Annotated in this window: 17 protein-coding genes, 3 tRNA genes and 3 rRNA genes; 12 read left to right on the forward strand and 11 right to left on the reverse strand. The window is 41.4% G+C overall.

The features are described from left to right. Positions 1–8 precede the first annotated feature (8 nt). The gene (gene folA / locus HWV01_RS02945; protein ID WP_249185428.1) at positions 9–497 is read left to right on the forward strand and encodes a type 3 dihydrofolate reductase; all 489 of its coding nucleotides are present in this window, start codon (positions 9–11) and stop codon (positions 495–497) included. 129 nt (positions 498–626) lie between these two features. On the opposite strand, the gene putP is transcribed toward folA, so the two are convergent. From putP to lptD, 7 genes are all read right to left on the reverse strand, one after another. Further along, complete coding sequence (putP, locus tag HWV01_RS02950; protein ID WP_211673995.1) at positions 627–2,117, reverse strand: sodium/proline symporter PutP; 1,491 nt, start codon at positions 2,115–2,117, stop codon at positions 627–629. Between the two features lie 215 nt (positions 2,118–2,332). Then, positions 2,333–3,157 carry a symmetrical bis(5'-nucleosyl)-tetraphosphatase gene (locus HWV01_RS02955; protein ID WP_211673996.1) on the reverse strand — a complete coding sequence of 275 codons (825 nt, stop codon included), beginning with the start codon at positions 3,155–3,157 and terminating at the stop codon, positions 2,333–2,335. Positions 3,158–3,216: 59 nt separating this feature from the next. Continuing rightward, entirely contained in the window at positions 3,217–3,594 is a 378-nt protein-coding gene (locus HWV01_RS02960) for an ApaG domain (protein WP_211673997.1), read from the reverse strand. A 14-nt stretch (positions 3,595–3,608) separates the two neighbouring features. Next, positions 3,609–4,427 (reverse strand): 16S rRNA (adenine(1518)-N(6)/adenine(1519)-N(6))-dimethyltransferase RsmA, encoded by an 819-nt coding sequence (gene rsmA, locus HWV01_RS02965; RefSeq protein ID WP_211673998.1) that lies wholly within the window; start codon positions 4,425–4,427, stop codon positions 3,609–3,611. Further along, entirely contained in the window at positions 4,424–5,407 is a 984-nt protein-coding gene (gene pdxA, locus HWV01_RS02970) for a 4-hydroxythreonine-4-phosphate dehydrogenase PdxA (RefSeq protein ID WP_211673999.1), read from the reverse strand. The genes rsmA and pdxA overlap by 4 nt, the downstream gene beginning before the upstream one ends. Positions 5,408–5,419: 12 nt before the next feature. Further along, positions 5,420–6,718: a peptidylprolyl isomerase SurA gene (surA, locus tag HWV01_RS02975; protein WP_211674000.1), complete on the reverse strand. Its 1,299-nt coding sequence runs from the start codon at positions 6,716–6,718 to the stop codon at positions 5,420–5,422. 252 nt (positions 6,719–6,970) lie between these two features. After that, positions 6,971–9,382, reverse strand: a complete 2,412-nt coding sequence (gene lptD / locus HWV01_RS02980; RefSeq protein ID WP_249185429.1) for an LPS assembly protein LptD — start codon at positions 9,380–9,382, stop codon at positions 6,971–6,973. A 211-nt stretch (positions 9,383–9,593) separates the two neighbouring features. Here lptD and djlA point away from each other — a divergent pair, with 211 nt between their 5' ends. Next, positions 9,594–10,385 (forward strand): co-chaperone DjlA, encoded by a 792-nt coding sequence (gene djlA, locus HWV01_RS02985; RefSeq protein ID WP_211674002.1) that lies wholly within the window; start codon positions 9,594–9,596, stop codon positions 10,383–10,385. Here the strand turns inward: djlA and HWV01_RS02990 are convergent. The 3 genes from HWV01_RS02990 to rapA all read right to left on the reverse strand — a co-directional run bounded on the left by HWV01_RS02990 (position 10,382) and on the right by rapA (position 14,959). Then, complete coding sequence (locus HWV01_RS02990) at positions 10,382–11,197, reverse strand: DUF3530 family protein (RefSeq protein WP_211674003.1); 816 nt, start codon at positions 11,195–11,197, stop codon at positions 10,382–10,384. The genes djlA and HWV01_RS02990 overlap by 4 nt on opposite strands. Positions 11,198–11,224: 27 nt before the next feature. Then, positions 11,225–11,914, reverse strand: coding sequence for a pseudouridine synthase (locus HWV01_RS02995; RefSeq protein ID WP_211674004.1), 690 nt, complete (start codon positions 11,912–11,914; stop codon positions 11,225–11,227). 132 nt (positions 11,915–12,046) lie between these two features. Beyond that, positions 12,047–14,959: an RNA polymerase-associated protein RapA gene (rapA, locus tag HWV01_RS03000; protein ID WP_211674005.1), complete on the reverse strand. Its 2,913-nt coding sequence runs from the start codon at positions 14,957–14,959 to the stop codon at positions 12,047–12,049. 559 nt (positions 14,960–15,518) lie between these two features. Between rapA and HWV01_RS03005 the strand changes: the two genes are divergently transcribed. The 9 genes from HWV01_RS03005 (at position 15,519) to HWV01_RS03045 (ending at position 23,771) form a co-directional block, all read left to right on the forward strand. Beyond that, positions 15,519–17,063, forward strand: a 16S ribosomal RNA gene (locus HWV01_RS03005). Between the two features lie 119 nt (positions 17,064–17,182). Beyond that, positions 17,183–17,258 (forward strand) — tRNA-Glu (locus tag HWV01_RS03010). Between the two features lie 220 nt (positions 17,259–17,478). Further along, positions 17,479–20,372: ribosomal RNA gene (locus tag HWV01_RS03015) — 23S ribosomal RNA — on the forward strand. A 152-nt stretch (positions 20,373–20,524) separates the two neighbouring features. Beyond that, a 5S ribosomal RNA gene (rrf, locus tag HWV01_RS03020) occupies positions 20,525–20,640 on the forward strand. Together the 16S, 23S and 5S rRNA genes with 3 tRNA genes alongside form the textbook arrangement of a ribosomal RNA operon. Positions 20,641–20,711: 71 nt before the next feature. After that, positions 20,712–20,787, forward strand: a tRNA-Trp gene (locus HWV01_RS03025). A 77-nt stretch (positions 20,788–20,864) separates the two neighbouring features. Further along, positions 20,865–20,940: transfer RNA gene (locus HWV01_RS03030), tRNA-Trp, on the forward strand. Positions 20,941–20,974: 34 nt separating this feature from the next. Then, complete coding sequence (locus tag HWV01_RS03035) at positions 20,975–21,376, forward strand: DNA polymerase III subunit psi (RefSeq protein WP_211674006.1); 402 nt, start codon at positions 20,975–20,977, stop codon at positions 21,374–21,376. A gap of 11 nt (positions 21,377–21,387) precedes the next feature. Then, positions 21,388–21,828, forward strand: a complete 441-nt coding sequence (gene rimI, locus HWV01_RS03040; protein WP_211674007.1) for a ribosomal protein S18-alanine N-acetyltransferase — start codon at positions 21,388–21,390, stop codon at positions 21,826–21,828. Positions 21,829–21,983: 155 nt separating this feature from the next. After that, positions 21,984–23,771, forward strand: a complete 1,788-nt coding sequence (locus HWV01_RS03045; RefSeq protein WP_211674008.1) for a long-chain fatty acid--CoA ligase — start codon at positions 21,984–21,986, stop codon at positions 23,769–23,771. A gap of 94 nt (positions 23,772–23,865) precedes the next feature. On the opposite strand, the gene HWV01_RS03050 is transcribed toward HWV01_RS03045, so the two are convergent. Next, positions 23,866–24,783: a manganese-dependent inorganic pyrophosphatase gene (locus HWV01_RS03050; RefSeq protein ID WP_211675640.1), complete on the reverse strand. Its 918-nt coding sequence runs from the start codon at positions 24,781–24,783 to the stop codon at positions 23,866–23,868. Positions 24,784–25,101: 318 nt separating this feature from the next. Between HWV01_RS03050 and dauA the strand changes: the two genes are divergently transcribed. Beyond that, positions 25,102–26,826, forward strand: coding sequence for a C4-dicarboxylic acid transporter DauA (gene dauA, locus HWV01_RS03055; RefSeq protein ID WP_211674009.1), 1,725 nt, complete (start codon positions 25,102–25,104; stop codon positions 26,824–26,826). Positions 26,827–26,870: the final 44 nt, after the last annotated feature.

The raw sequence follows: 26,870 nt of genomic DNA on the forward strand, positions 1-26,870 counted from the left end.
GAGTTGTTGTGATTGTTTCAATGATCGCCGCACTGGCGAATAACCGCGTGATTGGTTTAGATAATAAGATGCCGTGGCATTTACCTGCTGAGTTACAACTGTTTAAACGTGCGACCCTAGGTAAACCTATAGTGATGGGACGTAATACCTTTGAATCAATTGGTCGCCCATTACCGGGGCGTTTAAACATCGTATTAAGTCGACAAACAGATTATAAGCCAGAAGGCGTTACTGTTGTTGCTACGCTAGATGATGCAGTCGTGGCAGCTGGTGATGTGGAAGAGTTGATGATCATTGGCGGGGCGACGATTTACAACCAATGCTTAGCCGCTGCTGACCGTTTGTATTTGACCCATATTGAATTAACAACAGAAGGGGATACTTGGTTCCCTGATTATGAGCAGTACAATTGGCAAGAAATTGAACACGAGTACTATACGGCAGATGATAAAAATCCGCACGATTACCGCTTTAGTTTACTTGAACGAGTGAAGTAGCTATTAGCTGACGAATAGAATGACGCAGAGTGAATTAGACTGAATTAGAAAATAAAATGCCGCGCTAGTGATAGCGCGGCATTTTTTATCGTTAATTTTTACCATTAACTTAGTGCGTGCTGGTGGCTATTACGCCATTGTATCTAAGCTAGATTCGAACTCGTCGAATTGAGCGTGGATACTTTCGTCTTCTTGTTTACCAATCAGTGAAATGATAACAATCGCGAGAGAAGCAAAGATGATACCTGGTACGATCTCATACAGGTCAAAGATACCGCCACTTAACTGTTTCCATACCACTACTGTTATTGCACCAACAATAATACCTGCAAGCGCACCGTTACGCGTCATACCACGCCAGTATAGCGAGATGATTAATGCTGGACCAAATGCAGCACCAAAACCAGCCCATGCGTAAGATACTAAGCCAAGTACAGAGCTGTCAGGGTTAAGGGCAAGCAACAATGCAATGATAGACAGACCAACCACACCAAAGCGACCAACAGTAACAAGCTCTTCACTTGTTGCTTGTGGACGAATTAACTGTTTGTAGAAATCTTCAGCCAGTGCTGATGATGATACAAGTAGTTGTGAATCAGCAGTACTCATGATTGCAGCTAAGATCGCAGCAAGTAGAATACCTGCAACAACAGGGTGGAAGATGCTGTTCACTAATAACATGAAGATCGTTTCAGCATCAGCGATAGTGATATTGTTCGTATTCGTATACACCAGACCCACTAGACCCACTAACATTGCACCAAACATAGATAATGAAGTCCAAGCAACCGCAATATGACGTGCTTTAACAAGGTCTTTATTACTACGTGTTGCTTTGAAACGCGCAAGAATATGTGGTTGACCGAAATAACCTAGGCCCCAAGCAACTAATGAAATGATTGCAATTGCGCTCAGGTCTTCACCTTTGCTGTTTTGCCATATTGTCAGTAGTTCCGGATTAATGTCGTTCATGGCAGATGCTAGATCGCTAAAGCTACCGTCCATCGCGCTGAGAGGCACGATTAATAGTGCAGCTGACATCAACAGACCTTGTACTAAATCAGTCCAAGATACAGCAAGGAAACCACCGAATAGCGTATAAGAAACCACACATGCCGTACCGAGTACAACTGCGATTTGATAATCTAGACCAAATACTGTTTCAAATAATTTACCGCCAGCCACTAAGCCTGCACTTGTATAGAACAAGAAGAACATTAGGATAAAGAATGCTGAACAAATTTGAATGGCCTTTGAGTTGTCTTTAAAACGACGTGATAGGAATTCTGGTAAGGTAATTGACTTAGTTACGATACTGTAGGTACGTAAACGTTTCGCACAGATCAGCCAGTTAAGCCAAGTACCAATTAATAAACCACCTGCTAACCAGATAGCTTCCATACCGGCAGCATACGCATAGCCCGGTAAGCCAAGTAGCAACCAGCCGCTCATGTCTGAAGCACCTGCAGATAGGGCCGCAGGCCAAGGACCTAAATTACGGCCACCTAAAAAATAGTCCGTTGAACTCTTGGTTTGTCGATAAGCATACACACCGATACCAAGCATAACAGCAAGGTAAACAAGGAATGTAGCTGTAATAATGAAATTATTTTCAATCATGTATATAAGCCTTAGTTGTAAAGTCGTTATTTTTATTTTTTACTTTTTATTTTTATAGCTAAACTCAACCAAGCCACGTCAATATACTTGTTTGCGGTAATATTGATGTGGGTTGGCTAAAATTAGGGTGAAGTATATACGAACAGTTATGTTATTACTTAACATTAAGGCAACACTGTGATAACCCGCTTATTATTTAATCTTATTCTAGTCAATTATGTCGCATGTGATGGGCATGGAACGGAAAAAACTGCCTTATCTTCCCAGCGTAACATGGTTAAGCTGTTTCCCCATACGCAGCCAGTATCAAGTGTTGTCGCATTTTTATGGCTGCAGTTTCCTTCTAATGCGGCCCAATGACCAAAAATAACATGGGCGCCTTCAAGGTGTGAACCCGTGACTTCATACCAAGGAATATGCTGTATATTATTATTTGTCGTTGGTGAATGCTTGTTGTGAAACTCTAGCTGTCCATTCGGTGCGCAAAAACGCATTCGGGTAAAGGCATTAATAATAAAGCGCAAGCGATCGAAACCTTGTAGCTCTTCTCGCCAATAATCAGGTTGAGCACCGTACATGTTTGCGAGTAATGCCAAGTAATCATCACCACGCAATTGTATATTAACCTCTTCTGCATAGTGTTTTGCTTGTTGCTGGGTCCATTGTGGACTGATACCGGCATGTACCATGATAATATTGAAGGCATCATGATATGCAAGTAGTGGTTGCTGACGTAACCATAATAGCAATTCATCTTTGTCTTCTGCTGCAAAGATCGCTTGGGTTTTATCCTTAGGGTTTAGCTTAGCGAACCCTGCGTCAATAGCGAGTAAATGTAAATCATGATTGCCAAGTACGGTGACAGCAGCAGAACCGAGTTGTTTAACAAAACGTAGTGTTTCTAATGACTTTGGGCCTCGGGCAACAAGATCCCCTGTTAACCAAAGTTTATCTTGGCGTGGATCGAAATTAGCTTGATGTAACAAATGTTGCAGATCGTCGAAACAACCTTGAATATCACCAACAAAATAAGTTGCCATGTATAAATTACCTTTCTAGCTGAGCGTGATGAAGTATATACGTTAATGCGTTTAATTGATCAGTGTAAAAGATTTGGTGTGACAAGACGAAATGGTTCGATAGTGATCACCACTAATTCACTGGCATTGAGTTGTAATTCTATCTTTCCCTGAACGATACTCAATGGAGAATGGGCAATTATATCATTGCTATAGCAAAAATCTTGTTGTGAAGAGATAAGATAATCATTATCTTGAAATGGGTTGTTTAATTCGGAAACGGTGCCGTCGCCGTCAGTGAGTAATAGCTGGATATTTGATAAGTTAACAGATTGGCTTAATGGATTGGTTAACGTAATGGTATAAGTAAAGAAGTACCTGTGTTGTGCTGGTACAGATACTTCTTCGATATATTCGGTGTCAATGGTAAGAGTGAATGAATCAGCGATACTTACCATTGATACGGACCGTCTTAATCCGCTGCTTGCATTGGATTATCGGTTACGAAATTTGCAATCGTAACATAGTTTTCAAGCGTTAAGTTTTCAGGGCGTAGAGAAACATTAATTCCTAGCGCTTCAATGTCATCAACCGAAATCACTTTTTTCAAGCTATTACGAATTGTTTTACGACGTTGGTTAAAGGCACTTCTCACTACATGGTTAAGTACTTTGAAGTTTTTCGCTGGATGCGGCAATACAGCATGTGGTTCTAAACGAACAACCGCTGAATCTACTTTTGGTGCTGGTCTGAATGCTTCAGGGCCGACTTCAAGTACTGGTGTTACTCTGCAGTAGTATTGCGTCATTACTGTTAAGCGACCGTAACTTTTAGTGTTATGGCTAGCGGCTAAACGTTGTACAACTTCTTTTTGTAACATGAAGTGCATATCTTGGATATCTTCATGGAATTCAAATAAGTGGAACATTAATGGCGTTGAAATATTGTAAGGTAAATTACCAAAAATACGCATTTTCATGTTCGGTTTGATTAACTGATTAAAATCAAAACGCATTGCGTCTGCTTGGTTAATGTCTAACTTTTTAGACAGTACCGGGTGTTGCTCTAGGCGTTCAGCAAGATCTCTATCTAGCTCAACAACTGTCATCTTATCGAGACAAGCTGCTACAGGTTCGGTTAAGGCGCCTAAACCTGGACCAATTTCAATTAGGTTTTCACCTTTTTGCGGATTAATCGATGCAACAATTTGACCAATTACATAGGCATCATGTAAGAAGTTTTGACCAAAACGTTTTTTCGCGGTGTGACCTAAATGGACCTTGTCGTTCATGCGTGTTTCTCTACCATTTCTATTGCTTGGTTTACTGCTGTAAACATACTGCCGGCGTCGGCTGTTCCAGTACCTGCAAGTTCAATTGCAGTACCGTGATCAACTGATGTACGGATAAAAGGTAAGCCCAGGGTAATATTTACTGAGCTGCCAAAACCAACCGATTTTAATACCGGTAATCCTTGGTCATGATACATTGCTAATACAACGTCAGCATCGTTAAGATACTTAGGTTGGAACAAGGTATCTGCAGGGAGGGGGCCTGTCAAATCCATACCCTCATCGCGAAGTTTCATTAACGTCGGAGAAATTATTTCAATTTCTTCGCGACCTAGATGTCCATCTTCGCCTGCATGTGGATTGAGTCCACATACATAAATTTTTGGTTGTTCAATACCAAATTTAGTTTTCATTTCAGCGTGAAGGATGCGAATAATATTACTTAATCGCTCTTCTGTTATCGCTTTTGCGACATACGCTAGTGGAATATGTGTGGTTACTAATGCCACTCGTAATCCAGTTGTTGCAAGTAGCATTACCACATCGGCGGTTTCTGATTGCTGCGCAAAAAACTCAGTGTGACCACTAAAAGACACACCCGCTTTATTAATAATGCCTTTATTTACAGGTCCTGTTACGACAGCGCTAAACTCTGCAGACATGTTTTTTTCACATGCGAATTGCAGAGTATCTAATACGTAGCGGCCATTCGTTTCATTAAGCTTACCTGGTTCTGCAGGTACTGCCATTTTCATTGGTGCGATAGTTAGGGTGCCAGCACGTTGCGGCTGTGCTGGTATACTTGGGTTATATTCGATTAATTCAATCGTTTTACCCAGTATTTTTGCTCGAGATAAAATGAGTTCTGGATCTGCGCAAAGTACGAGCTCTACTGGCCAGTCTTGCTTCGTTAATTCCAGTACAAGATCTGGACCTATGCCAGCTGGCTCACCTGGAGTGATTGCTATTCGATGAGTCACATTTTCACCTGTTTACGATTCATTATCTAAAATACGAATATAAGCTTCTTGTTTTAATTCATTTAACCAAGCTTGGCTTTCTTCAGCTGCACGACGATTATACAACAATTGCCATGCTTTTTGGCGATTTGCTTTATCTGTCGTATCTTGTGTACGTCTATCAAGTAGTTGTACTATGTGCCAGCCATGGCTAGAACGAAATGCAGGGCTAATTTCACCTTTCTTCAAGTCTTTTAGCGCTAATTTAAATGCAGGTACATAGATATTTGGATCTGCCCAGCCCAATTCACCGCCTTTGAGGGCAGAGCCTGTGTCATCTGAATAGGCTTTCGCGAGTTCAGCAAAGTCCGCATCACCTGATTTAATTCGGGCTAAATAATCATTTAATAATGATTTCGCTTTGTCGTCGCTTAAGATTACTGATGGTTTAACCAGAATATGCCGTGCATTGACTTCTTTTGTCATTACCGTTTCTACGCCACGCATATCGGTAATTTTGATGATATGCAATCCAGCTCCACTGCGGATTGGGCCTATGATGTCACCTTTTTTGGCATTGGCCACTGCTTCTGCAAATAGTGTCGGCATTTCATTGATATTCATCCAGCCCCAATCGCCACCATCAAGCGCTTTTGGACCTGCAGAGACGGCTAAAGCGAGACTTGAAAATACTTCGCCTGCATTTAGCTGTGTTTGTATATCGGCAATTTTAGTTTGTAATGCTTCCATTGTCGCACTATCTGCTTCGTTAGGGACACGTAGCATGATATGACTTACACGATATTGTATATTTTTCTGTCCCTGTTCGTTGATGATCGCAAGTAGGTTATTAACGTCTTGATCCGAAATGGTGATACGACGACGCATTTGCATACGCTGCACTTCGTTGGTTAATAACTGAATGCGTAGTTCTTCTTTATAGTCGTTAAAATTACCACCGTCCGCAAGGATGCTTTCACGCAGCTGTTCAACGGTTTGGTTATTATCTTTCGCAATATTGTTTAACGTATCATCGAGCTGAGCATTACTAATACGCATGCCCATTTTCTTTGCCATTTGTAACTGTAGGCTATCAATGATGAGTTTATCTAACGCTTGCTGGGTCAGTATCTCTTGCGACGGTAAAGTTTGGCCTGCTTTTGTTGCTCGTTTCGTTACCGAGCTTGTTAATGCGTTGACATCACTCGCTAAAATAACTTCTTCATTAACAATCGCAATCACTTCATCGAGCTTAGTTAGCTCGGCCTGAGCTTGCCAGCTCGCTACAACTATGACTCCGGATAATAGAGTCTTAATTACTTTTTTAATCACTTTATTAATTCCTATTCAATATCGACTATAACTGAGACAGCAGTAGGCTGAAAACTATCAATTTTACCACGGGAAAGTATGAGGATTGTGTAATTCACTGAAAACCGAGGTGAAAAAGTAAGCGGAAGTATACCTTGTCAGGCTTTCAATGCAATCGTCATTAGCTGTAAATCCCTTTTTGACTGATAACGGCGGGTTAATTACCACCGTTATCATGCCTAAGGTGTATGTCTAAAATTTTATAAACCACACTTATTCACGTAATTGGAACGGTTGACCGTATGTAAATAAACTTTCAGCTCCTATACTATTAATATTACCCCCAATACCGGCCAAACCTTTTAGCTCGAACATCAGTGATGGACCCTGATCAAACTCTGTTTCGCCAGTACTAATATTGTGTGTTTTCAGGCGATAGCCATAATCAAGACGAATTGCCCAACAGCATGATTCATATTTAATACCGACAAAAGCGTCTTGGGTTATTTTATTTTCAACATCGTAGTAATAACTTGCACCCATGTCCCACTGATTATTGATTGGTAAGATATATTTTGAACCAACTTGGTTGATTGTCGAATTAACTGTGCGATTTGGATTTTCCAGTATAGATGCGGTATCTTCAATATAACGGTAGTTGAATTGTACCCGTTGACCACGGTCAAAGCGATATTCAATCGCGGCATCTGCACGACGTACTAGATCATCTTCGTGAGCATATTCAATACTGTTATTAAAGAATAAATTATCGTTAATCTTAACATCTGTTTCCATTACGATACTTGATGTCGTCACGTCAGTGTTATCTGTATTCGTCTTAGCCTCTGGAGAGATACCAACTTGAGTATCACCAAAGTAAATGATTTGACCAAGCGCAAAGCGGAATCGTTCACTGCCTATGTCATCGAATACACGGCTTGTTAAACCGATTGTAAATTGATTTGAATCTGCAATACGATCAAAGCCAATATAAGTACGATCACGATATAAACCGAGGAAATCTTGTTGCATCGTTGCTGAATCGTAAATACCAATGTTGTCTTGGTTTTTATATGGAATATATAAGTATTGAACTTGCGGCTCCAAAGTCTGAGTGAATTGATTACTAAACCAAGACGTAGAACGTTCAAAATTTAAACCTGCGTATAATTTGGTTGTTGGTATTACACGAACAACTTCTTCGTCTAACTTACCTTTATAGCCATTCTTAAAATTGCCATTATCGGACTCGTTAAATGTCTGAGTATAGTAAGTCATTGGTAGTTTAAATTCGGCAACCGCAAAACCTGCAGGGCGTTTATAAGGGAAACTAATTCCTGGCTCTATGTGGGTTCTGATACCGCTGTATACTTGACTGTTAGAGTGTGAAAAATTAGTCATTTCACTATATACGGACAGTTCAATCGGGTTATTATCGAATTGTTGGTAACCGGTAAAAGCGATCTTCGGCAATACTTTATGTGGTGTTATAGCATCACTTAAAATTTGAAAATCACGGACTTCAAATTGTGATGACGTCATATCGGTATTGTAAGTTAAGGCTGCTGTCCGAAGTAGTGTATTGCTGTTTCGAGAACCTACTGTCGTAGTAATGTCAGAAAAATAGTCGTCATCATTAACGTGTGTATAGCTAGCGTTGAAGTTTAAATTGTCATTTAAATTACCGTTCTGATCCCAATGGTAGAGGACGCGATCAGTATTTTTTTTGTTACTATCAGTCTTTGCATCATTGTCGGCTTGGACTTTTTTATCATCACCAAGATATTCAACATTAATATTACCACTTTGCCCAGCGACTAAATAACGAAATTGAGTGGTTAATTGGACACCACGCTTCTTCATATAAGTCGGTGTTATTGTCATGTCATAGTTTGGCGCTATATTCCAATAGAATGGCTGAGAGAAGGTAACACCATTTCCTAATGTCTCTTCATATGATGGGAATAATAAACCTGTTCTACGCTTATTTGTCGTTGGATAAGTAAAATATGGCATATAGAAAATGGGAACTTCTTTAAAGTACAGCGTTGCGTTATAAGCTTCAGCAACTTCATCTTTATTATCGATGTCAATAGAAGATGCACGTAACACCCAGCTATTATCTCCATAGGGACATTGGGTATAAGTCGAGCGCTGCATTAAAATATTGTCGCCACTATTAGTAACATAAATCTTTTTAGCTTTACCATTAGCGGCTTGACCATGTAGTAAATAATCTACCTGTGTTAGTTCGGCATCTTTGGTGTCTAAGTTTGCTTTCAATGAGCGACCATTCATTGTCGCCGTACTGCCCTCTAATACAACATTACCTTCGGCGGTTAAAATATTGGTTAACTGATACAGAATAATTTCATCAGCGGATAATTCTCGGTTACCTTGAGTAAAGTTCACATCACCGGTAAAAATAGCTTTGTTACCTTGGATTACTTTTGCATCATCTGATAATAGTTGGATCTCGTTAGCGGCTTTAGTATCTGCAATTGGAGGTTTTATCGCAGGCACGTAAGGGAAGCATTGTTTAAACAAGTTTAACTCAGCTAATTCGGACGCAGCTGTAACGTCATCAATGATAGTTGAAATACCATCCTCATTGGTGATAATTGTAGCTGCGCTAGCTGAGAATACGACACCGCTGAGTGTTGAGAATAAGGTAAAAAGGCGCATTTTAACAATCCATTTTGTCATCGATAATTTCATTAAAATTAATAAATAGTTGGATATAATAATCCATATTACAGCGATAGACCATTTAATGGCTGGTTTTATCCCGTAAACCTGCAAAAAGATGATGAGATTGATTGATTTGTTACATTTTAAACAGTCATAATACAGCGCTTATATAAATATATGTCATTTTTGCTTGGTAGCTACTTTTATGAATATGTTGTTTTACATTTTATTATCCGCGATTGGTATTAAATTCGGCGGATTTTTTGGTGCGATTTTTATGATCTGGGTTGGCTCTATATTAAAGCGCCAGTTTGGACCTCGACTCGGAATTGATACTCGGCCTGCTGCGCATAAGCGTCAGGATATTTTCTTACATACCTCATTTTCGGTGATGGGGCACATGGCAAAAGCGGACGGTCACGTTACCGAAGCTGAAATTCATGTCGCGACGCAGTTAATGGACCGAATGAAACTGACAGGCGAAACTCGTCGTGCAGCTCAAGTATCATTCAATCAGGGTAAAGAAGCTGATTTTCCGTTAGAGCAAACGGTTCGAGATTTTCGCCGTGTAAGTGTGTTACGTCGAGATCTGATTAAAATGTTCCTGGAGATACAAATTCAGGCTGCTTTTGCCGATCTTGAATTGTCCACAGCAGAGCGTGATATCCTTCATCGTATCGGTGCGATCTTGGGTGTGACGACTCAGGACATGGATAATTTATTACGCATGATGGAAGCGGAGTTACGTTCGCATCGCCATGGTAGTAAAGTAAGCCGTGAAGAAGCATTAACTAACGCCTATCAGCAATTAGGTGTGAGTGCTGAGGATGACGACAAAGTAATTAAGCGTGCTTATCGTAAATTAATGAATGAACATCATCCGGATAAATTGGTATCGAAAGGTTTGCCAGAAGAAATGATGATTATTGCTAAAGAGAAAGCCCAAGATATCCAAGGTGCTTATGACGTAGTAAAAGAATCGAGAAAAATGCGCTAATACCAGCCGAGTTTAACCAACCAGCCATAAATTATTTGGCTGGTTGCGATTTGAGTCTCAACTTGTCCCTGTAAGCCTATCACTTCAGTTTGCCTGTACTTATCTGTGTTAATACGCTTTTCTGCTATCTGTCTTAATTTTGCTTGATTAATTATCGCTAAGCTATCTGTTTGCGCATACAAATCTAAAATAGGTACTTTTAGTTGGTTCATTTGGCTAATTAGTTGAGATGCTAACGCTGGGGTGGGGCTATGTACACTAAGTAACACAATCGCATCGACGTAAATATCTTTGTTTTTAATCAATACGTTTACCATTGCCTGGCAATTAGCGCCTTGTAAGATTAGTAATCGCTTACTATCTTGACTCACTATTTTGTCTTGTAAGATGCGTAATTGCGCTTGTAAACGTTGCTCTGCTTGCTCTGATGTTAAGGTTTGACTTAATGGCGATATAGAATAGGTATGTAATCCTTTATCATTGAGCTGATAGCGCAGAGTTTGGATAATGTTGGGGTTATTAGCTGAGGTATAGGTATCGGCAAAAATCCAACTTGTACCTGTGACTTTTGCTGTCGTTTGTTCAAGCCATAAAGTAAAAAATCGATTTTCTTTATCACCTAACCAAGCCACTTCGCTTGCATTACTGTATTTAGTTAAGTCTTGATCAAACACGCGTTGCTGAGAAATTGGGAAGGCGATTGTCGGCTTATTGGTCTCATTTTTGTCTTTACTCTCTTCAGCATTATTCTCTTCAGCGTATATTTGTAGCGACAAAGTGGATAAAAGTAATAATACAAGCGCCTTAAGCATTCATCATTCCTAAAGTAAATAATCATACTAATCAATTGGAAAAGGTGGTTTGACCTTAAATGTGATTTTTTTTGATGTTAGGGGATGTTCAATTTCTAACATCGCGGCATGCAGTTGTAAATGCACTGCACTGGCAATACCTTTTGCCGATGCATATAGCTCATCACCCAAGATAGGAGTGCCTAATGCTAACATATGCACACGTAGTTGGTGAGAGCGGCCTGTCACAGGTTTGAGTAATACTGTGGCACTGGCTTGTTGATTGTTATCGCCATGTTCTTGTTGTTTTGCAATAACCTGCCAATGCGTGAGTGCAGGTTTACCCTCCTCGAAATCAACAAGCTGCCTTGGTCTATTTGGCCAATCACAGCGTAATGGTAAATCAATGCTGCCAGACTCAGCAGTTGGAATACCTTCTAAACGAGCATAGTAATACTTTGCGGTTGAGCGTTGTTGAAATTGTCTGCTGATGTGGCTTTGCGCGGATTTAGTCAATGCCATTAAGATCACACCGGAAGTACACATATCTAAACGGTGCACAATTGTCGCTGCGGGGAATAATTCTTGCACCCGACTCGCAATACTGTCGGTATGTTCAGGTAATCGCCCTGGTACGCTTAGTAATCCACTCGGCTTATTTAATACAATAATGGCATCGTCTTGATAAATAATATCTAATCGAGGGTGTAGCGGCGGAGCATAAATAAAATCGGGCATAGGGTATATACAATATAGTGAATAATTTAGAAGGTAAGCTTTAAATTACCGCTTGTTAATAATAAAAAGTAATAACAAAGGGGCTAACCGAAATTAGCACCTTTGTTGCTCGTCAATATAATATGCCTTTATTTAGTTCGGTGTAACGACAATAAAGCGTACCGCATCTAGTTTAAGCTGAGCATTATTAATGTGTGTAGTGAGTTCTACGGTTTGTTTTTCAACAAAGGCCAGTTCTTCATCACGTACATTAGGGTTAATCTTTTGCAATGCTTGTAGACGTTCAAGCTCGACACTCATGTTTTGCTGCATTGTTGCCAGTGCTGCGTTGGTGATTGCTTGCTTTTGATCTTCAGCGACCGCTGTTGATTTACCAATAAGGTCGTGAATAATAGTTTGTGATGCTGAAACGAGCTTGGTCGCAATATGGCGATTAATCGCATTAAGCTGACGATTGAAACTATCAAAGTCTACTTTTAATGCCAAATTGTTACAATTCTTATCGAGCAGCAGGCGTATTGGCGTTGCGGGTAAGAAACGATTAATTTGACAATAAGGTGGTGCCGAGGTTTCTACTACATAAAGTAGTTCTAATAAAATAGTGCCAGCAGGTAGGGCTGGATTTTTTAATAGTGAAACAGCAGTTGAACCTGTGTCAGACGTCATGATTAATTCAATGCATGCGCGTATTAATGGATGTTCCCAAGTAAGGAAATGTACATCATCACGCGATAATGCGGTTTCACGATCGAAGGTAACTGTAATGCCGTCTTCAGATAGATGTGGCAAGCTTGGTACTAACATTTGATCTGTCGGTTTTAATACCAGCATATTCTCGCCACGATCTTCTTGGTTTATACCAATAACATCAAATAATCGTATCGCAAAAATAGGTAGCGTAGGACTATCATCATTGGCTTTTAATTGCGCGATAATATCGTCTGATTTACCCAAGCCGTTAGAATTTAGTTCCAGTAAACGATCTCGGCCACTTTCCATTTTTGCTTTTAATACATCGTATTGACTACGTGTATCAGTGATCAATGCATCCGTTGCTGCAACATCAATTTCTTTTGCGGCTAGCTGAGTCAGTAATTCATCTTTTACTTCTGCAAAAATATCGCCACCGATAGGACAAGTATGCTCAAACGCATTTAGGCCATTTTGATACCAGTTTTGTAATACATCCTGTGCGGTATTGGTAAAGAAAGGAACGTGAATACTGATGTTATTTTTCTGACCGATACGATCTAAACGACCAATACGTTGCTCAAGTAAATCTGGGTTTAATGGTAAATCGAATAATACGAGGTGTTGTGCAAATTGGAAGTTACGACCTTCAGAACCAATTTCAGAACAAAGTAGAACTTGTGCCCCTGCATCTTCTTGAGCGAAGTAAGCGCCTGCTTTATCACGCTCGATAATAGACATACCTTCATGGAATACTGTTCCACGAATGCCTTCACTTACTCGCAGTGATTCTTCGATTGACATAGCTGTTTCGGCATTAGCTGCAATGACTAATACTTTTTCATTTTTATTGGCAAGTAAGAAGTTTTGTAACCATTCAACACGTGGGTCAAAACTACACCAAGATGCGTCTTTGCCTTCGAATTCTAAAAATATTTCTTCTGGGTATAGACCACGACGCGCAGCTTCCGCATAACTTGCTGAGCCGTTCATCATTTGTGCGACTTTTAATGACGTTTTATATTGGTCTGGTAGTGCTAAAGGAATTGGCTGATAGTGACGAGTCGGGAAACCTTTGATTGCAGAGCGCGTATTACGGAATAATAAACGACCTGTGCCATGGCGATCCAATAATTGACTGATGATTGATTGCTTCGCCTGCTGTGCTTCATCTGAATCTGGTGATGCTTGAATTAAAGTCAGCTTGTCTGATATATCAACTTCACTTAATAATTTAGTTAATGATGTTGCTGTTTCGGGAGAAACGATTGGTGAATCTAATAGTTCTTGTGCTGCTTGTGCAATAACAGAATAACTATTTTCTTCAGAAACGAATGCGGCATAATCATAGAAACGGTTTGGATCTAATAAACGTAAACGTGCAAAGTGACTTTCGTGACCTAGTTGGTCTGGGGTTGCTGTGAGTAGTAATACGCCTGGAGACTTTTGTGCCAATGATTCGACGACTTGGTATTCACGACTTGGTTCTGTTTCGCTCCATTTAAGGTGATGGGCTTCATCAACAACCAGTAAATCCCAATCTGCCCCCACGGCTTGCTCAAAACGACGACGTTTTTTACGTAAGAAGTCCAGACTACATAATATCAGCTGTTCAGTTTCGAATGGGTTATCTGCTTCAGCGAGCGATTCGATGCAACGCTCTTCATCAAAGATACTAAAGTGTAGATTGAAACGACGCATCATTTCCACTAGCCATTGGTGTTGTAATGTTTCTGGTACCAGAATTAACACACGACTAGCAAGGCCAGCTGTCAGCTGTTGGTGAATGATCAAACCTGCTTCAATGGTTTTACCTAAACCCACTTCATCGGCAAGTAAAACTCGAGGAGCATGACGTTGACCCACTTCGGTTGCAATATGTAATTGATGTGGGATCAGACTGACACGTGGACCTTGAATGCCATTTAATAGAGATTGTTGTTGAGAAAACTGATGCTGTAATGTTTGATGGCGTAATACAAATCGATCCATTCGATCAATTTGGCCTGCAAATAGGCGATCTTGCGGTTTATTAAATTTGATAAAATTGTTCAGGAATGTTTCACGTAAAGAAACTTCTTCACCGGAGTCTTGATGAATACCTATATAAGTAATGATACCTGAGCTTTCTGTTACTTCAGTAACGGTTAAGCTCCAGTCTTCATGAGAGAGTACCTGATCACCGACATTAAACATGACTCGAGTGATCGGCGCTTCGTTACGAGCATATAAACGGTTCTCACCACTTGCAGGAAATAATAGCGTTAACATTCTGCCTTCTATGGCAACTATTGTTCCTAATCCTAATTCTGATTCCGTATCGCTGATCCAGCGCTGACCAAGTTGGAAGGGCATGTATATTCAAACTCCAAAACCGTAAAAAGGGCGCATGTTACCTAAACCAGAGAGTTAGGTCACGTATTAAAGACAAATTAAATAATAGTTTAAATTGACCCAGTAAGTAAATTCTACCTATATAAGTAAATAAAATATAAAAATTGAATAAGTAACCCTCTAAATCATGATAATGACGTGAATGATTTGTCGAAAAGAGCATGGCTAGGTGAACTGTTGCTTGTTTTTAATTTGTTTTGTTTGAATTCTGTTCGGTTTTTAAGGTTTATCTTTAAAATGGAACGAAATTTATAAAATCACTTGCCAATGGAGCACCATTATCTATAATGCATCCCACTGACACGGCAACAGCCGCTCAGTATGTTCTTTAACAATTTATTCAAGCAATCTGTGTGAGCACTTGCAGAGATATAATGACCAAAAATTATATCAATGTAATTGTGAACATTAAATTAAATCGAAAGATTTGGTTTTATAAACAACAAACTTCGGTTTGTTGTTGAAGTACAGAATTCATTGAGCCGACTTAATCAACATCGTTGATTAGTCAAAAAACTTTTAATTGAAGAGTTTGATCATGGCTCAGATTGAACGCTGGCGGTAGGCTTAACACATGCAAGTCGAGCGGAAACGAAGAATAGCTTGCTATTCTGGCGTCGAGCGGCGGACGGGTGAGTAATGCTTGGGAATCTGCCTAGTCGAGGGGGACAACAGTTGGAAACGACTGCTAATACCGCATACGACCTACGGGTGAAAGGGGGCCTCTTCTTGAAAGCTCTCGCGACTAGATGAGCCCAAGTGGGATTAGCTTGTTGGTGAGGTAAGAGCTCACCAAGGCGACGATCCCTAGCTGGTCTGAGAGGATGATCAGCCACACTGGAACTGAGACACGGTCCAGACTCCTACGGGAGGCAGCAGTGGGGAATATTGCACAATGGGGGAAACCCTGATGCAGCCATACCGCGTGTATGAAGAAGGCCTTAGGGTTGTAAAGTACTTTCAGCGAGGAGGAAAGGTAGTAAATTAATACTTTACTACTGTGACGTTACTCGCAGAAGAAGCACCGGCTAACTCCGTGCCAGCAGCCGCGGTAATACGGAGGGTGCAAGCGTTAATCGGAATTACTGGGCGTAAAGCGCATGCAGGCGGTTTGTTAAGCGAGATGTGAAAGCCCCGGGCTCAACCTGGGAACTGCATTTCGAACTGGCAAACTAGAGTTCTTGAGAGGGTGGTAGAATTTCAGGTGTAGCGGTGAAATGCGTAGAGATCTGAAGGAATACCAGTGGCGAAGGCGGCCACCTGGCAAGTAACTGACGCTCAGATGCGAAAGCGTGGGTAGCAAACGGGATTAGATACCCCGGTAGTCCACGCCGTAAACGATGTCTACTCGGAGTTTGGTTCCTTGAGAACTGGGCTCTTAAGCTAACGCATTAAGTAGACCGCCTGGGGAGTACGGCCGCAAGGTTAAAACTCAAATGAATTGACGGGGGCCCGCACAAGCGGTGGAGCATGTGGTTTAATTCGATGCAACGCGAAGAACCTTACCTACTCTTGACATCCATAGAACTTTTCAGAGATGAATTGGTGCCTTCGGGAACTATGAGACAGGTGCTGCATGGCTGTCGTCAGCTCGTGTTGTGAAATGTTGGGTTAAGTCCCGCAACGAGCGCAACCCTTATCCTTATTTGCCAGCACGTAATGGTGGGAACTCTAAGGAGACTGCCGGTGATAAACCGGAGGAAGGTGGGGACGACGTCAAGTCATCATGGCCCTTACGAGTAGGGCTACACACGTGCTACAATGGCGCATACAAAGGGCTGCAAACCAGCAATGGTAAGCGAATCCCATAAAGTGCGTCGTAGTCCGGATTGGGGTCTGCAACTCGACCCCATGAAGTCGGAATCGCTAGTAATCGTGAATCAGAATGTCACGGTGAATACGTTCCCGGGCCTTGTACACACCGCCCGTCACACCATGGGAGTGGGCTGCACCAGAAGTCATTAGCTTAACCTTCGGGAGGGCGATGACCACGGTGTGGTTCATGACTGGGGTGAAGTCGTAACAAGGTAGCCCTAGGGGAACCTGGGGCTGGATCACCTCCTTACGTAAAGTTGTTAATTTTTGTAAGTGCCCACACAAATTGCTTGAATAGAAACGTTAAAGACAGTCTTATGAAAATAAGACAACGTTTGGGATGAAATCCAAACGTAGAAAGTAAATAGTGTCCCGTTCGTCTAGAGGCCTAGGACACCGCCCTTTCACGGCGGTAACACGAGTTCAAATCTCGTACGGGATACCACTTTTCTTTCTGATTAAAAATCAAAGCTAAGCAGTTAATGCTTATCTTTGCTTTTTAGCAAATTGCTCTTTAAAAATTTGGAAAGCTGAATAAATAAAGAAGTTCTTAAAACACGTTATTGCTTCGGCAATAACAATATAGTGTTCTTGAGTATTCTTGAGGCGAAAAAAACTAGATAATACCTAGTTATTTCAATTGTACGGTCGACTTTAGATTGTATGGTTAAGTGACTAAGCGTATACGGTGGATGCCTAGGCAGTCAGAGGCGATGAAGGACGTGTTAATCTGCGTTAAGCTGTGGGGAGTTGATAAAAAGCGTTAATCCACAGATTTCCGAATGGGGGAACCCACTCTACTTTGTAGAGTATCGTAACGTGAATACATAGCGTTACGAAGCGAACCGGGAGAACTGAAACATCTAAGTACCCCGAGGAAAAGAAATCAATAGAGATACCCTTAGTAGCGGCGAGCGAACGGGGTCTAGCCCTTAAGCAGTTTGGAAGTTAGTGGAAGATTCTGGAAAGTTTCACGATACAGGGTGATAGTCCCGTACATGAAAACGACCTTACTGTGAAATCGAGTAGGACGGCACACGTGATATGCTGTTTGAATATGGGAGGACCATCTTCCAAGGCTAAATACTACTGACTGACCGATAGTGAACCAGTACCGTGAGGGAAAGGCGAAAAGAACCCCTGTGAGGGGAGTGAAATAGAACCTGAAACCGTATACGTACAAGCAGTGGGAGCAGACTTGTTCTGTGACTGCGTACCTTTTGTATAATGGGTCAACGACTTAATTTCAGTAGCAAGGTTAAGCGAATAGCGGAGCCGTAGGGAAACCGAGTGTTAACTGCGCGAATAGTTGCTGGGATTAGACCCGAAACCCGGTGATCTAGCCATGGGCAGGTTGAAGGTTGAGTAACATCAACTGGAGGACCGAACCGACTAATGTTGAAAAATTAGCGGATGACTTGTGGCTGGGGGTGAAAGGCCAATCAAACCGGGAGATAGCTGGTTCTCCTCGAAAGCTATTTAGGTAGCGCCTCGCGTCTAACTATTGGGGGTAGAGCACTGTTAAGGCTAGGGGGTCATCCCGACTTACCAACCCTTTGCAAACTCCGAATACCAATAAGTTCAATCGCGGGAGACACACGGCGGGTGCTAACGTCCGTCGTGGAAAGGGAAACAACCCAGACCGTCAGCTAAGGTCCCAAAGTGTATGTTAAGTGGGAAACGATGTGGAAAGGCTCAGACAGCCAGGAAGTTGGCTTAGAAGCAGCCATCTTTTAAAGAAAGCGTAATAGCTCACTGGTCGAGTCGGTCTGCGCGGAAGATTTAACGGGGCTAAACATACCACCGAAGCTACGGATGCAAAGACTTGTTCTTTGCATGGTAGAGGAGCGTTCTGTAAGCCGTCGAAGGTGAGTTGAGAAGCTTGCTGGAGGTATCAGAAGTGCGAATGTTGACATGAGTAACGATAATGGGGGTGAAAAACCTCCACGCCGAAAGACCAAGGGTTCCTGTCCAACGTTAATCGGGGCAGGGTGAGTCGACCCCTAAGGCGAGGCCGAAAGGCGTAGTCGATGGGAAACAGGTTAATATTCCTGTACTCACTTATATTGCGATGGGGTGACGGAGAAGGTTAGGCTAGCATGGCGATGGTTGTCCATGTTTAAGGTTGTAGGCTGTGTGCTTAGGTAAATCCGGGCGCACATTAAGGCTGAGAACTGATGACGAGTCTCTACGGAGATGAAGTAGTTGATACCCGGCTTCCAGGAAAAACCTCTAAGCTTCAGATATAAGAGAATCGTACCCCAAACCGACACAGGTGGTTAGGTAGAGAATACTAAGGCGCTTGAGAGAACTCGGGTGAAGGAACTAGGCAAAATGGTACCGTAACTTCGGGAGAAGGTACGCCAATGATGGTGAAGGACTTGCTCCGTAAGCTATTGTTGGTCGCAGAGAAATGGTGGCTGCAACTGTTTATTAAAAACACAGCACTGTGCAAAATCGAAAGATGACGTATACGGTGTGACGCCTGCCCGGTGCCGGAAGGTTAATTGATTGGGTTAGACTTAGGTCGAAGCTCATGATCGAAGCCCCGGTAAACGGCGGCCGTAACTATAACGGTCCTAAGGTAGCGAAATTCCTTGTCGGGTAAGTTCCGACCTGCACGAATGGCGTAATGATGGCCACGCTGTCTCCACCCGAGACTCAGTGAAATTGAAATCGCTGTTAAGATGCAGTGTACCCGCGGCTAGACGGAAAGACCCCGTGAACCTTTACTATAGCTTGGCACTGAACATTGAACCTACATGTGTAGGATAGGTGGGAGACGTTGAAGCATTGTCGCTAGATGATGTGGAGTCAACCTTGAAATACCACCCTTGTACGTTTGATGTTCTAACGTAGGCCCCTTATCGGGGTTGCGGACAGTGTCTGGTGGGTAGTTTGACTGGGGCGGTCTCCTCCCAAAGAGTAACGGAGGAGCACGAAGGTTGGCTAAACATGGTTGGACATCATGTGGTTAGTGCAAAGGCATAAGCCAGCTTAACTGCGAGACAGACACGTCGAGCAGGTACGAAAGTAGGTCTTAGTGATCCGGTGGTTCTGAATGGAAGGGCCATCGCTCAACGGATAAAAGGTACTCCGGGGATAACAGGCTGATACCGCCCAAGAGTTCATATCGACGGCGGTGTTTGGCACCTCGATGTCGGCTCATCACATCCTGGGGCTGAAGTTGGTCCCAAGGGTATGGCTGTTCGCCATTTAAAGTGGTACGCGAGCTGGGTTTAGAACGTCGTGAGACAGTTCGGTCCCTATCTGCCGTGGGCGTTTGAGAATTGAGAGGAGCTGCTCCTAGTACGAGAGGACCGGAGTGGACGAACCACTGGTGTTCGGGTTGTTATGCCAATAGCATTGCCCGGTAGCTAAGTTCGGAACTGATAACCGCTGAAAGCATCTAAGCGGGAAGCAGGCCTCGAGATGAGTTCTCACTGGAGCTTTAAGCTCCCTGAAGGGCCGTTGGAGACTACAACGTTGATAGGCAAGGTGTGTAAGTGCTGTGAGGCATTGAGCTAACTTGTACTAATTACCCGTGAGGCTTAACCATACAAATTAAAGTATGATTAATTGAAATATCGACTTAAGAATAGATTGAACACTACTATTTATCGAAAGATAGGTTTTAAAGACTTCTTTATTTATAGCTTTTCAGATTTAAAATGAAACGTAAGTTTCTATATAGAAAGCAAACCAGATTTGCTTGGTGACCATAGTGTTGCGGTACCACCTGATCCCATTCCGAACTCAGTAGTGAAACGTAATAACGCCGATGGTAGTGTGGGGCTTCCCCATGTGAGAGTAGGGCATCGCCAAGCGCCAATTACTATTTATTTAGACCAGGTCTGAGTAAATATTGTTTATGACGTAGTCTTAAACAGACAGTTTTAGGGGTGTAGCTCCAACGGCAGAGCAGCGGATTCCAAATCCGCGTGATGGGAGTTCGAATCTCTCCACCCCTGCCAATTTTATAAGTACTATCAAATCAAAGAAACAGATTTAACTTTAATCATTAATTAAGTTATAATCCTGTTCATCTTGTAGGGGTGTAGCTCCAACGGCAGAGCAGCGGATTCCAAATCCGCGTGATGGGAGTTCGAATCTCTCCACCCCTGCCACTTTCTTCTGTAAATCTTCAGATATGGTTATCCAATGAGTAATTTTTCACGTTATTACTTGCAGCAAATGGGTATCACATTATGGCAATGTCATAAGCCTGAACAATTTCCTCATCTTGCTAGCCAGGCCGAAAAAAAACCATTACCTAAGCATTGCCAAATTCTGATTATCGCCAATGATAAAGTTACACCGCACAGTCAATTTATCAAACAAGTCTTGCGTACATTACAGCTTGAACTCAATCAAAGCCATATCATTACTGAAGATGAGTTAAAGTATTATTACCAAACTCCGAAATGGATTTGGACTATCGGTTGTAAACAATCAGATCTTGCTGCAAAACAGCAACTATCATCACCTCATTTAGATGTACTGTTGCATTCTGCTCAAGCGAAAAAGCAGCTTTGGCAACAAATCGTCAGTTATATGCAATAACGAGTCTTTTAATGCCAAAAATCATTCCACTAACACCTGAACATTTACCTTTAATTCAACAAATTGAAATTGCGAGCCATGCATTTCCTTGGTCGGATAAAGTTTTAGCCAGTAATTTCGGCGCTCGATACTTTAATTTCTTATTGATAAAAGATGAGCAAATTTTAGGTTATTACTTCGCGAGTCAAGTCGCTGGAGAAGGAAGTTTGCTCAATATTGCAGTAGCCCCTGCACATCAAGGCAAGGGTTACGGAAAGCTACTTATTAATCATCTTATCCAACAATGTCAACAGCAAGATCTGTTTCAATTATGGTTAGAAGTTCGTGAGTCGAACCATGCAGCTTATCAGTTGTATTTAAATATTGGTTTTAATGAAGTTGATCGTCGTTTTGGCTATTATCCTGCGGCAACGGGTAGAGAAGATGCCATTATGATGTGCTACATTGTCTAAAACAAGACAGGGTGATTTTTTCGTGTTTTTGCCATTGGGGAAGGCAATTGCTTATATACTTATTCCTGATTAATGATTACTATCCGTGACATATTATGCGTTAATTCTATTTATGGATGATCGTTAATGCTATTTATGGATAATCAGAGTAACTAATGAGCCAACACTTAGTAAACAGTTTTAGATCTAAATTTGCCGTACGTAAAGCAACCACGGCAATTCGCTTTCAAGAAAATGGTGAATGGCAAGATATTACTTGGTCTGCGCTACTGGATAACTCAGACCGCGTTGCTAAAGCATTACTATTTTTGGGTTGTGAGGTTCAAACTAAAGTCGGTATTTTTGCAAACAATCGCCCAGAGTGGAGTTTTGCTGATTTAGGTATTCTAGCTGCGCGTTGTGTGACGGTTCCTATTTATCCAACGAATACCACAGAGCAAACGCGCTATATTATTAATAATGCAGATATCGATTATTTATTCGTTGGCGGACAAGAACAGTTTGATAAAGCGCTTGAGCTGTTAATAAGCAATGACTTAAAGTTGGTTGTTGCGCTGACGGATACAATCGATTTAAGAGGCGCATCGAATGCGATGTACTTCTCTGAGTTTATTCAGCAAGGTGATGGAGCCGCTGACGCTGAGTTTGAACAGCGACTGACTGATGCGAGTATGGATGACTTAGTTACCCTTATTTATACGTCAGGTACGACAGGGCAGCCAAAAGGTGTGATGTTAGATTACACTAACTTTGCAGCCGCATTCAGTAGTCATGATCAAATGATTGATGTTTCGGAAACCGATACCTCAATTGCGTTCTTACCATTAAGTCATGTGCTTGAGCGTAGTTGGTCTTTTTACCTGATGCATTGTGGTGCGCAAAATGTGCATCTCGAAAACCCAAAACTGATTATTGATGTTATCGCAGAAGTTAAGCCTACGCTATTTGTCGCTGTACCGCGCTTATATGAAAAAATATACAGTACCATTCATAGTCGATTAGAATCAGCATCCCCAGTGAAAAAAGCGTTGTTTGGCTGGGCTATTAACGTTGGTTTAGCACACTTCAAGTTTATTCACAGTAATCAGCAGCCATCATCATTATTATCAATTCAGCATAAACTCGCTGATAAGCTTATTTTTTCTAAATTGCGCGGTATTTTCGGTGGTAACACACGTTTTTTACCTTGTGGCGGTGCGAAAGTTGATCCTGACATAAATATTTTTTTCCAATCCATCGGTATTGAACTGCAAGCTGGCTACGGTATGACTGAGACAACTGCGACAGTATGCTGTCATCGTGGTACTGGGTATGATTTTGGTTCCATTGGTCTACCACTGCCAGATATGGAAGTGAAAATCGGTGATGATAACGAAATATTAGTGCGTGGTGATACGATCATGAAGGGCTATTACAAAATGCCTGAGGAAACCGAAAAGAACTTTATTGATGGTTGGTTGAAAACCGGTGATGCGGGTAAAATATTAGCGAATGGTGAAGTCGTGATGACCGAGCGTATTAAAGAGTTAATGAAAACATCAAATGGTAAATATATTGCGCCGCAGTTGGTTGAAGGTACCTTAAGTAAAGACCACTTTATTGATCAGGTTGCGATTGTTGCAGATTCTCGCCATTTTGTTAGCGCGTTAATTGTGCCATCATTCGAAGCCTTAGAAGAATATGCAAACTCGATTAACCTGCAATTCTCAAGTAAAGCGGAACTATTACGCCATAGTCATATTGTGACTATGTTTGAGAAACGAGTGCAAGATTTACAAAGTGAGTTAGCTAATTTTGAAAAAGTGAAAAAATTCAAACTACTTAGTCGTGAATTTTGTATGAAAAAAGGTGAGATAACCCCAACACTGAAATTACGTCGTAAAGTGATTGAAAGTGAATATAAGAAAGACATTGATGAAATGTATAAAAGCGATAAAAAATAATTGCTTTGTATGTATAGAAAAGGGAGCTAATTAGCTCCCTTTTTACATTCACATTTACAGTTTTTACTAGAGGTAATAAGTGGTCGATTAAGACTTACTTAAATTTAGTCTGTAATGGTGGTAATACTTGTTTTTTACGGCTTACAACATTTGGTAGGTCGATAAGTTCACCAACGAATGTACCACCTAGCGTTTCTGCTACTAACTCACTTTCTTCACTTTCGATTAAAGCGATAGAGTTTAGGTTGGTAATATCAGTCAGTAATACTAATGCAGTGTGGTAACCGTGCTCTGCTTTATATTTAACGAGCTCAGCTTGTAGTTCTTCTTTACGTGCTAGTGCTGAATCAACGTTAGTGATCTCTATTTGTGCAATTGAGAAGTCTTTTTGGCCAATTGTATAAACTTTAAGGTCACGTAAAATGAGTTCTTCAGAAGGTATTGCTGCAATATCGGATTTCGCTGCAAATTGTGCTGTAACGAATGCATCAATATCATCAATACCTGCAATTTTTGCAATCTCGTGTGCTGCATCGATATCGATTTGAGTACATGTAGGTGAGTTGAAATGTACGGTGTCACTTAAGATTGCACCTAACATCATCACTGCCACTTTTTGGTCTATTTCGATGTTGTGGATCTTATACATGTTGTAAACAATTGTGTTTGAACAACCACAAGGCCAGATCCATGCTTCAAGTGGTTCATCTGTTTCGAAGTCACCTAGCTTGTGATGATCAACGATACCGCGAATTTTAGCTTGGCGTGCATCTTTGGGAGCTTGGTTAAAATCTGAGTAATCAATGATCCAAACGTCTTCATCTGCGATTGATGTACGAATTTCAGGGCACGCTAGTCCAGCTTGTTCAAGCAAGAAAAGACCTTCTGCATTTGGTTCGCCTTGCATGATTGGTGTTACTGTTTTGCCATCGCGTTTTGTTAAAAATGCAGATAGAGAGATTGAGCCTGCTAAGCTGTCACAATCAGGGTTTGTGTGTCCTAGTACTAACATCATTGCTTCCAAATTAATTATAGGTTTATGGATTAACGAACATAATAGTGATCTCGGTTAAGCTGTGCAACCTAATCTGCTTAATCACTGCATTATTTAGCTCAGTTAGAGATCGCTATTGACCGTTTATTATTCATTACTTAAGTATAACATTGGATTTTTAATGTGAGCATTACAACAAATTAAGGTAATTAGTCGGTAATTCTGATATGAATCAAGCAAACAACTTTTTTGTTGCCAAATGATGTGGCCTTGATTGTATCTGCTGTAAAGAAGATTATAATTGCGTGATCTAACTAACAGTTTAAGGCATATAGAATGCAACAAAGGGCTCATCTTTTTTCGTTACGTATTGCACATGCTTTACGTGAGTCGATTAACCGCAATGGTTATAACTCGACTAAATTCGGAAAAGATTTATTAGCGGGTATTACCGTTGGTATTATTGCCATTCCCTTAGCAATGGCACTTGCTATTGCCTGTGGTGTTGCACCTCAATATGGCCTTTATACCGCGATTATTGGTGGTATTGTGATTGCAATATCGGGTGGTAGTCGTTACAGCATTTCTGGTCCAACGGCTGCTTTTGTTGTTATCTTGTATCCGATTGTTCAGCAATATGGTTTTGGTGGCTTATTATTGGCGACGATAATGTCTGGATTGATCTTGGTGATCATGGCGATATTACGTCTTGGCCGCTTTATTGAATACATCCCAGAAGCGGTGACTTTAGGTTTTACTGCTGGTATCGCGGTCGTGATTGCGACATTACAGTTCAACGATATTTTGGGTCTATCGATTGAGAGTTTGCCTGAGCACGATTGGGATAAACTTGCATCATCAGTGACTGCATTACCTGAGTTACACTTACCCAGTTTTACGGTAGCCATATTTACGCTTGTTATAATGCTAATTTGGCCAAAATTTAAAACTGTTATTCCAGCACATCTACCTGCCGTTATTTTTGGCAGTTTATTCGCACTTGTATTAAATAATATGGGGATGGAAATTGCGACTATTGGTAGTCGTTTTCATTACTTATTGCCTGATGGCAGTCAAGGTGCTGGGATCCCTCCTTACTTACCTACTTTCGAGTGGCCTTGGTTACAAGCGGGAGTGAATGGTCAAGCGTTAGTATTAAGTTGGACGTTACTGTCTGATTTATTACCTGCTGCGTTTGCTATTGCCATGTTAGGGGCGATTGAATCATTATTGTGTGCCGTGGTACTTGATGGTATGACAGGTAAACGGCATAGTGCAAATAGTGAATTACTGGGCCAAGGTATTGGTAATATCGTGGTGCCTTTTTTTGGTGGTATTACCGCAACAGCGGCTATTGCACGTTCTGCTGCGAATGTTAAAGCCGGCGCGCAAACACCGATATCAGCCGTTATCCATGGTTTAGTTGTGTTGGCGAGTTTAGTGTTATTTGCACCATTATTCGCTTATTTACCTATGCCTTCGATGGCGGTATTATTATTAGTTGTCGCTTGGAATATGAGTGAAGCAGGCAAAGTATTACATTTATTAAAGACTGCGCCGAAAAGTGATCTTTGGGTTTTTGCTATTTGTTTTTCGTTTACCATCTTGTTCGATATGGTTTTGGCTATTACTGCGGGTATTTTGTTGGCGGCCGTATTGTTCATGAAAGAAATAGCTGAAATGGTTAAAGTAACTGATATTACCAATAATAAACGGATAGTAGCGGCTGATATTCCAGCCGATTGGCGCGTATTCAAAATTAATGGGCCGTTATTTTTTGCTGCGGCAGATCGCGTGTTTTCAGAATTGGCGACTAAAACTACAGACGTTGATGGTCTAGTACTTTACCTTGAGGGTGTGCCGTTACTTGATGCTGGCGGACTCGCAGCAATGGATCAATTTATTAATCAATGTAAGATCTACAATACTCAAGTTATATTTTGTGATCTGCAATTCCAACCCTTAAAAACCTTGGCGAGAGCAGGCGTGCAGCCTATTGGTGGCGTGACCTCTTTTAGCCCGACATTACATGAAGCATTACGTGATATAGCGAACTATTAATTGCAGGTCTTCCTTGTGTCTCATCGTAATTTCAGCGAAAATAG

The sequence above is a fragment of the Moritella sp. 5 genome, from assembly GCF_018219455.1.
In the GTDB taxonomy this organism is placed as follows: Bacteria; Pseudomonadota; Gammaproteobacteria; order Enterobacterales; family Moritellaceae; genus Moritella.

What these genes read in the sequence shown, in the direction of transcription:
- putP (WP_211673995.1), bottom strand. Translation starts at nt 2,117, where the DNA reads ATGATTGAAAATAATTTCATTATTACAGCTACATTCCTTGTTTACCTT.
- HWV01_RS02955 (WP_211673996.1), bottom strand. Translation starts at nt 3,157, where the DNA reads ATGGCAACTTATTTTGTTGGTGATATTCAAGGTTGTTTCGACGATCTG.
- HWV01_RS02960 (WP_211673997.1), bottom strand. Translation starts at nt 3,594, where the DNA reads ATGGTAAGTATCGCTGATTCATTCACTCTTACCATTGACACCGAATAT.
- rsmA (WP_211673998.1), bottom strand. Translation starts at nt 4,427, where the DNA reads ATGAACGACAAGGTCCATTTAGGTCACACCGCGAAAAAACGTTTTGGT.
- lptD (WP_249185429.1), bottom strand. Translation starts at nt 9,382, where the DNA reads ATGCGCCTTTTTACCTTATTCTCAACACTCAGCGGTGTCGTATTCTCA.
- djlA (WP_211674002.1), top strand. Translation starts at nt 9,594, where the DNA reads ATGAATATGTTGTTTTACATTTTATTATCCGCGATTGGTATTAAATTC.
- HWV01_RS02990 (WP_211674003.1), bottom strand. Translation starts at nt 11,197, where the DNA reads ATGCTTAAGGCGCTTGTATTATTACTTTTATCCACTTTGTCGCTACAA.
- HWV01_RS02995 (WP_211674004.1), bottom strand. Translation starts at nt 11,914, where the DNA reads ATGCCCGATTTTATTTATGCTCCGCCGCTACACCCTCGATTAGATATT.
- rapA (WP_211674005.1), bottom strand. Translation starts at nt 14,959, where the DNA reads ATGCCCTTCCAACTTGGTCAGCGCTGGATCAGCGATACGGAATCAGAA.
- HWV01_RS03035 (WP_211674006.1), top strand. Translation starts at nt 20,975, where the DNA reads ATGAGTAATTTTTCACGTTATTACTTGCAGCAAATGGGTATCACATTA.
- rimI (WP_211674007.1), top strand. Translation starts at nt 21,388, where the DNA reads ATGCCAAAAATCATTCCACTAACACCTGAACATTTACCTTTAATTCAA.
- HWV01_RS03045 (WP_211674008.1), top strand. Translation starts at nt 21,984, where the DNA reads ATGAGCCAACACTTAGTAAACAGTTTTAGATCTAAATTTGCCGTACGT.
- HWV01_RS03050 (WP_211675640.1), bottom strand. Translation starts at nt 24,783, where the DNA reads ATGTTAGTACTAGGACACACAAACCCTGATTGTGACAGCTTAGCAGGC.
- dauA (WP_211674009.1), top strand. Translation starts at nt 25,102, where the DNA reads ATGCAACAAAGGGCTCATCTTTTTTCGTTACGTATTGCACATGCTTTA.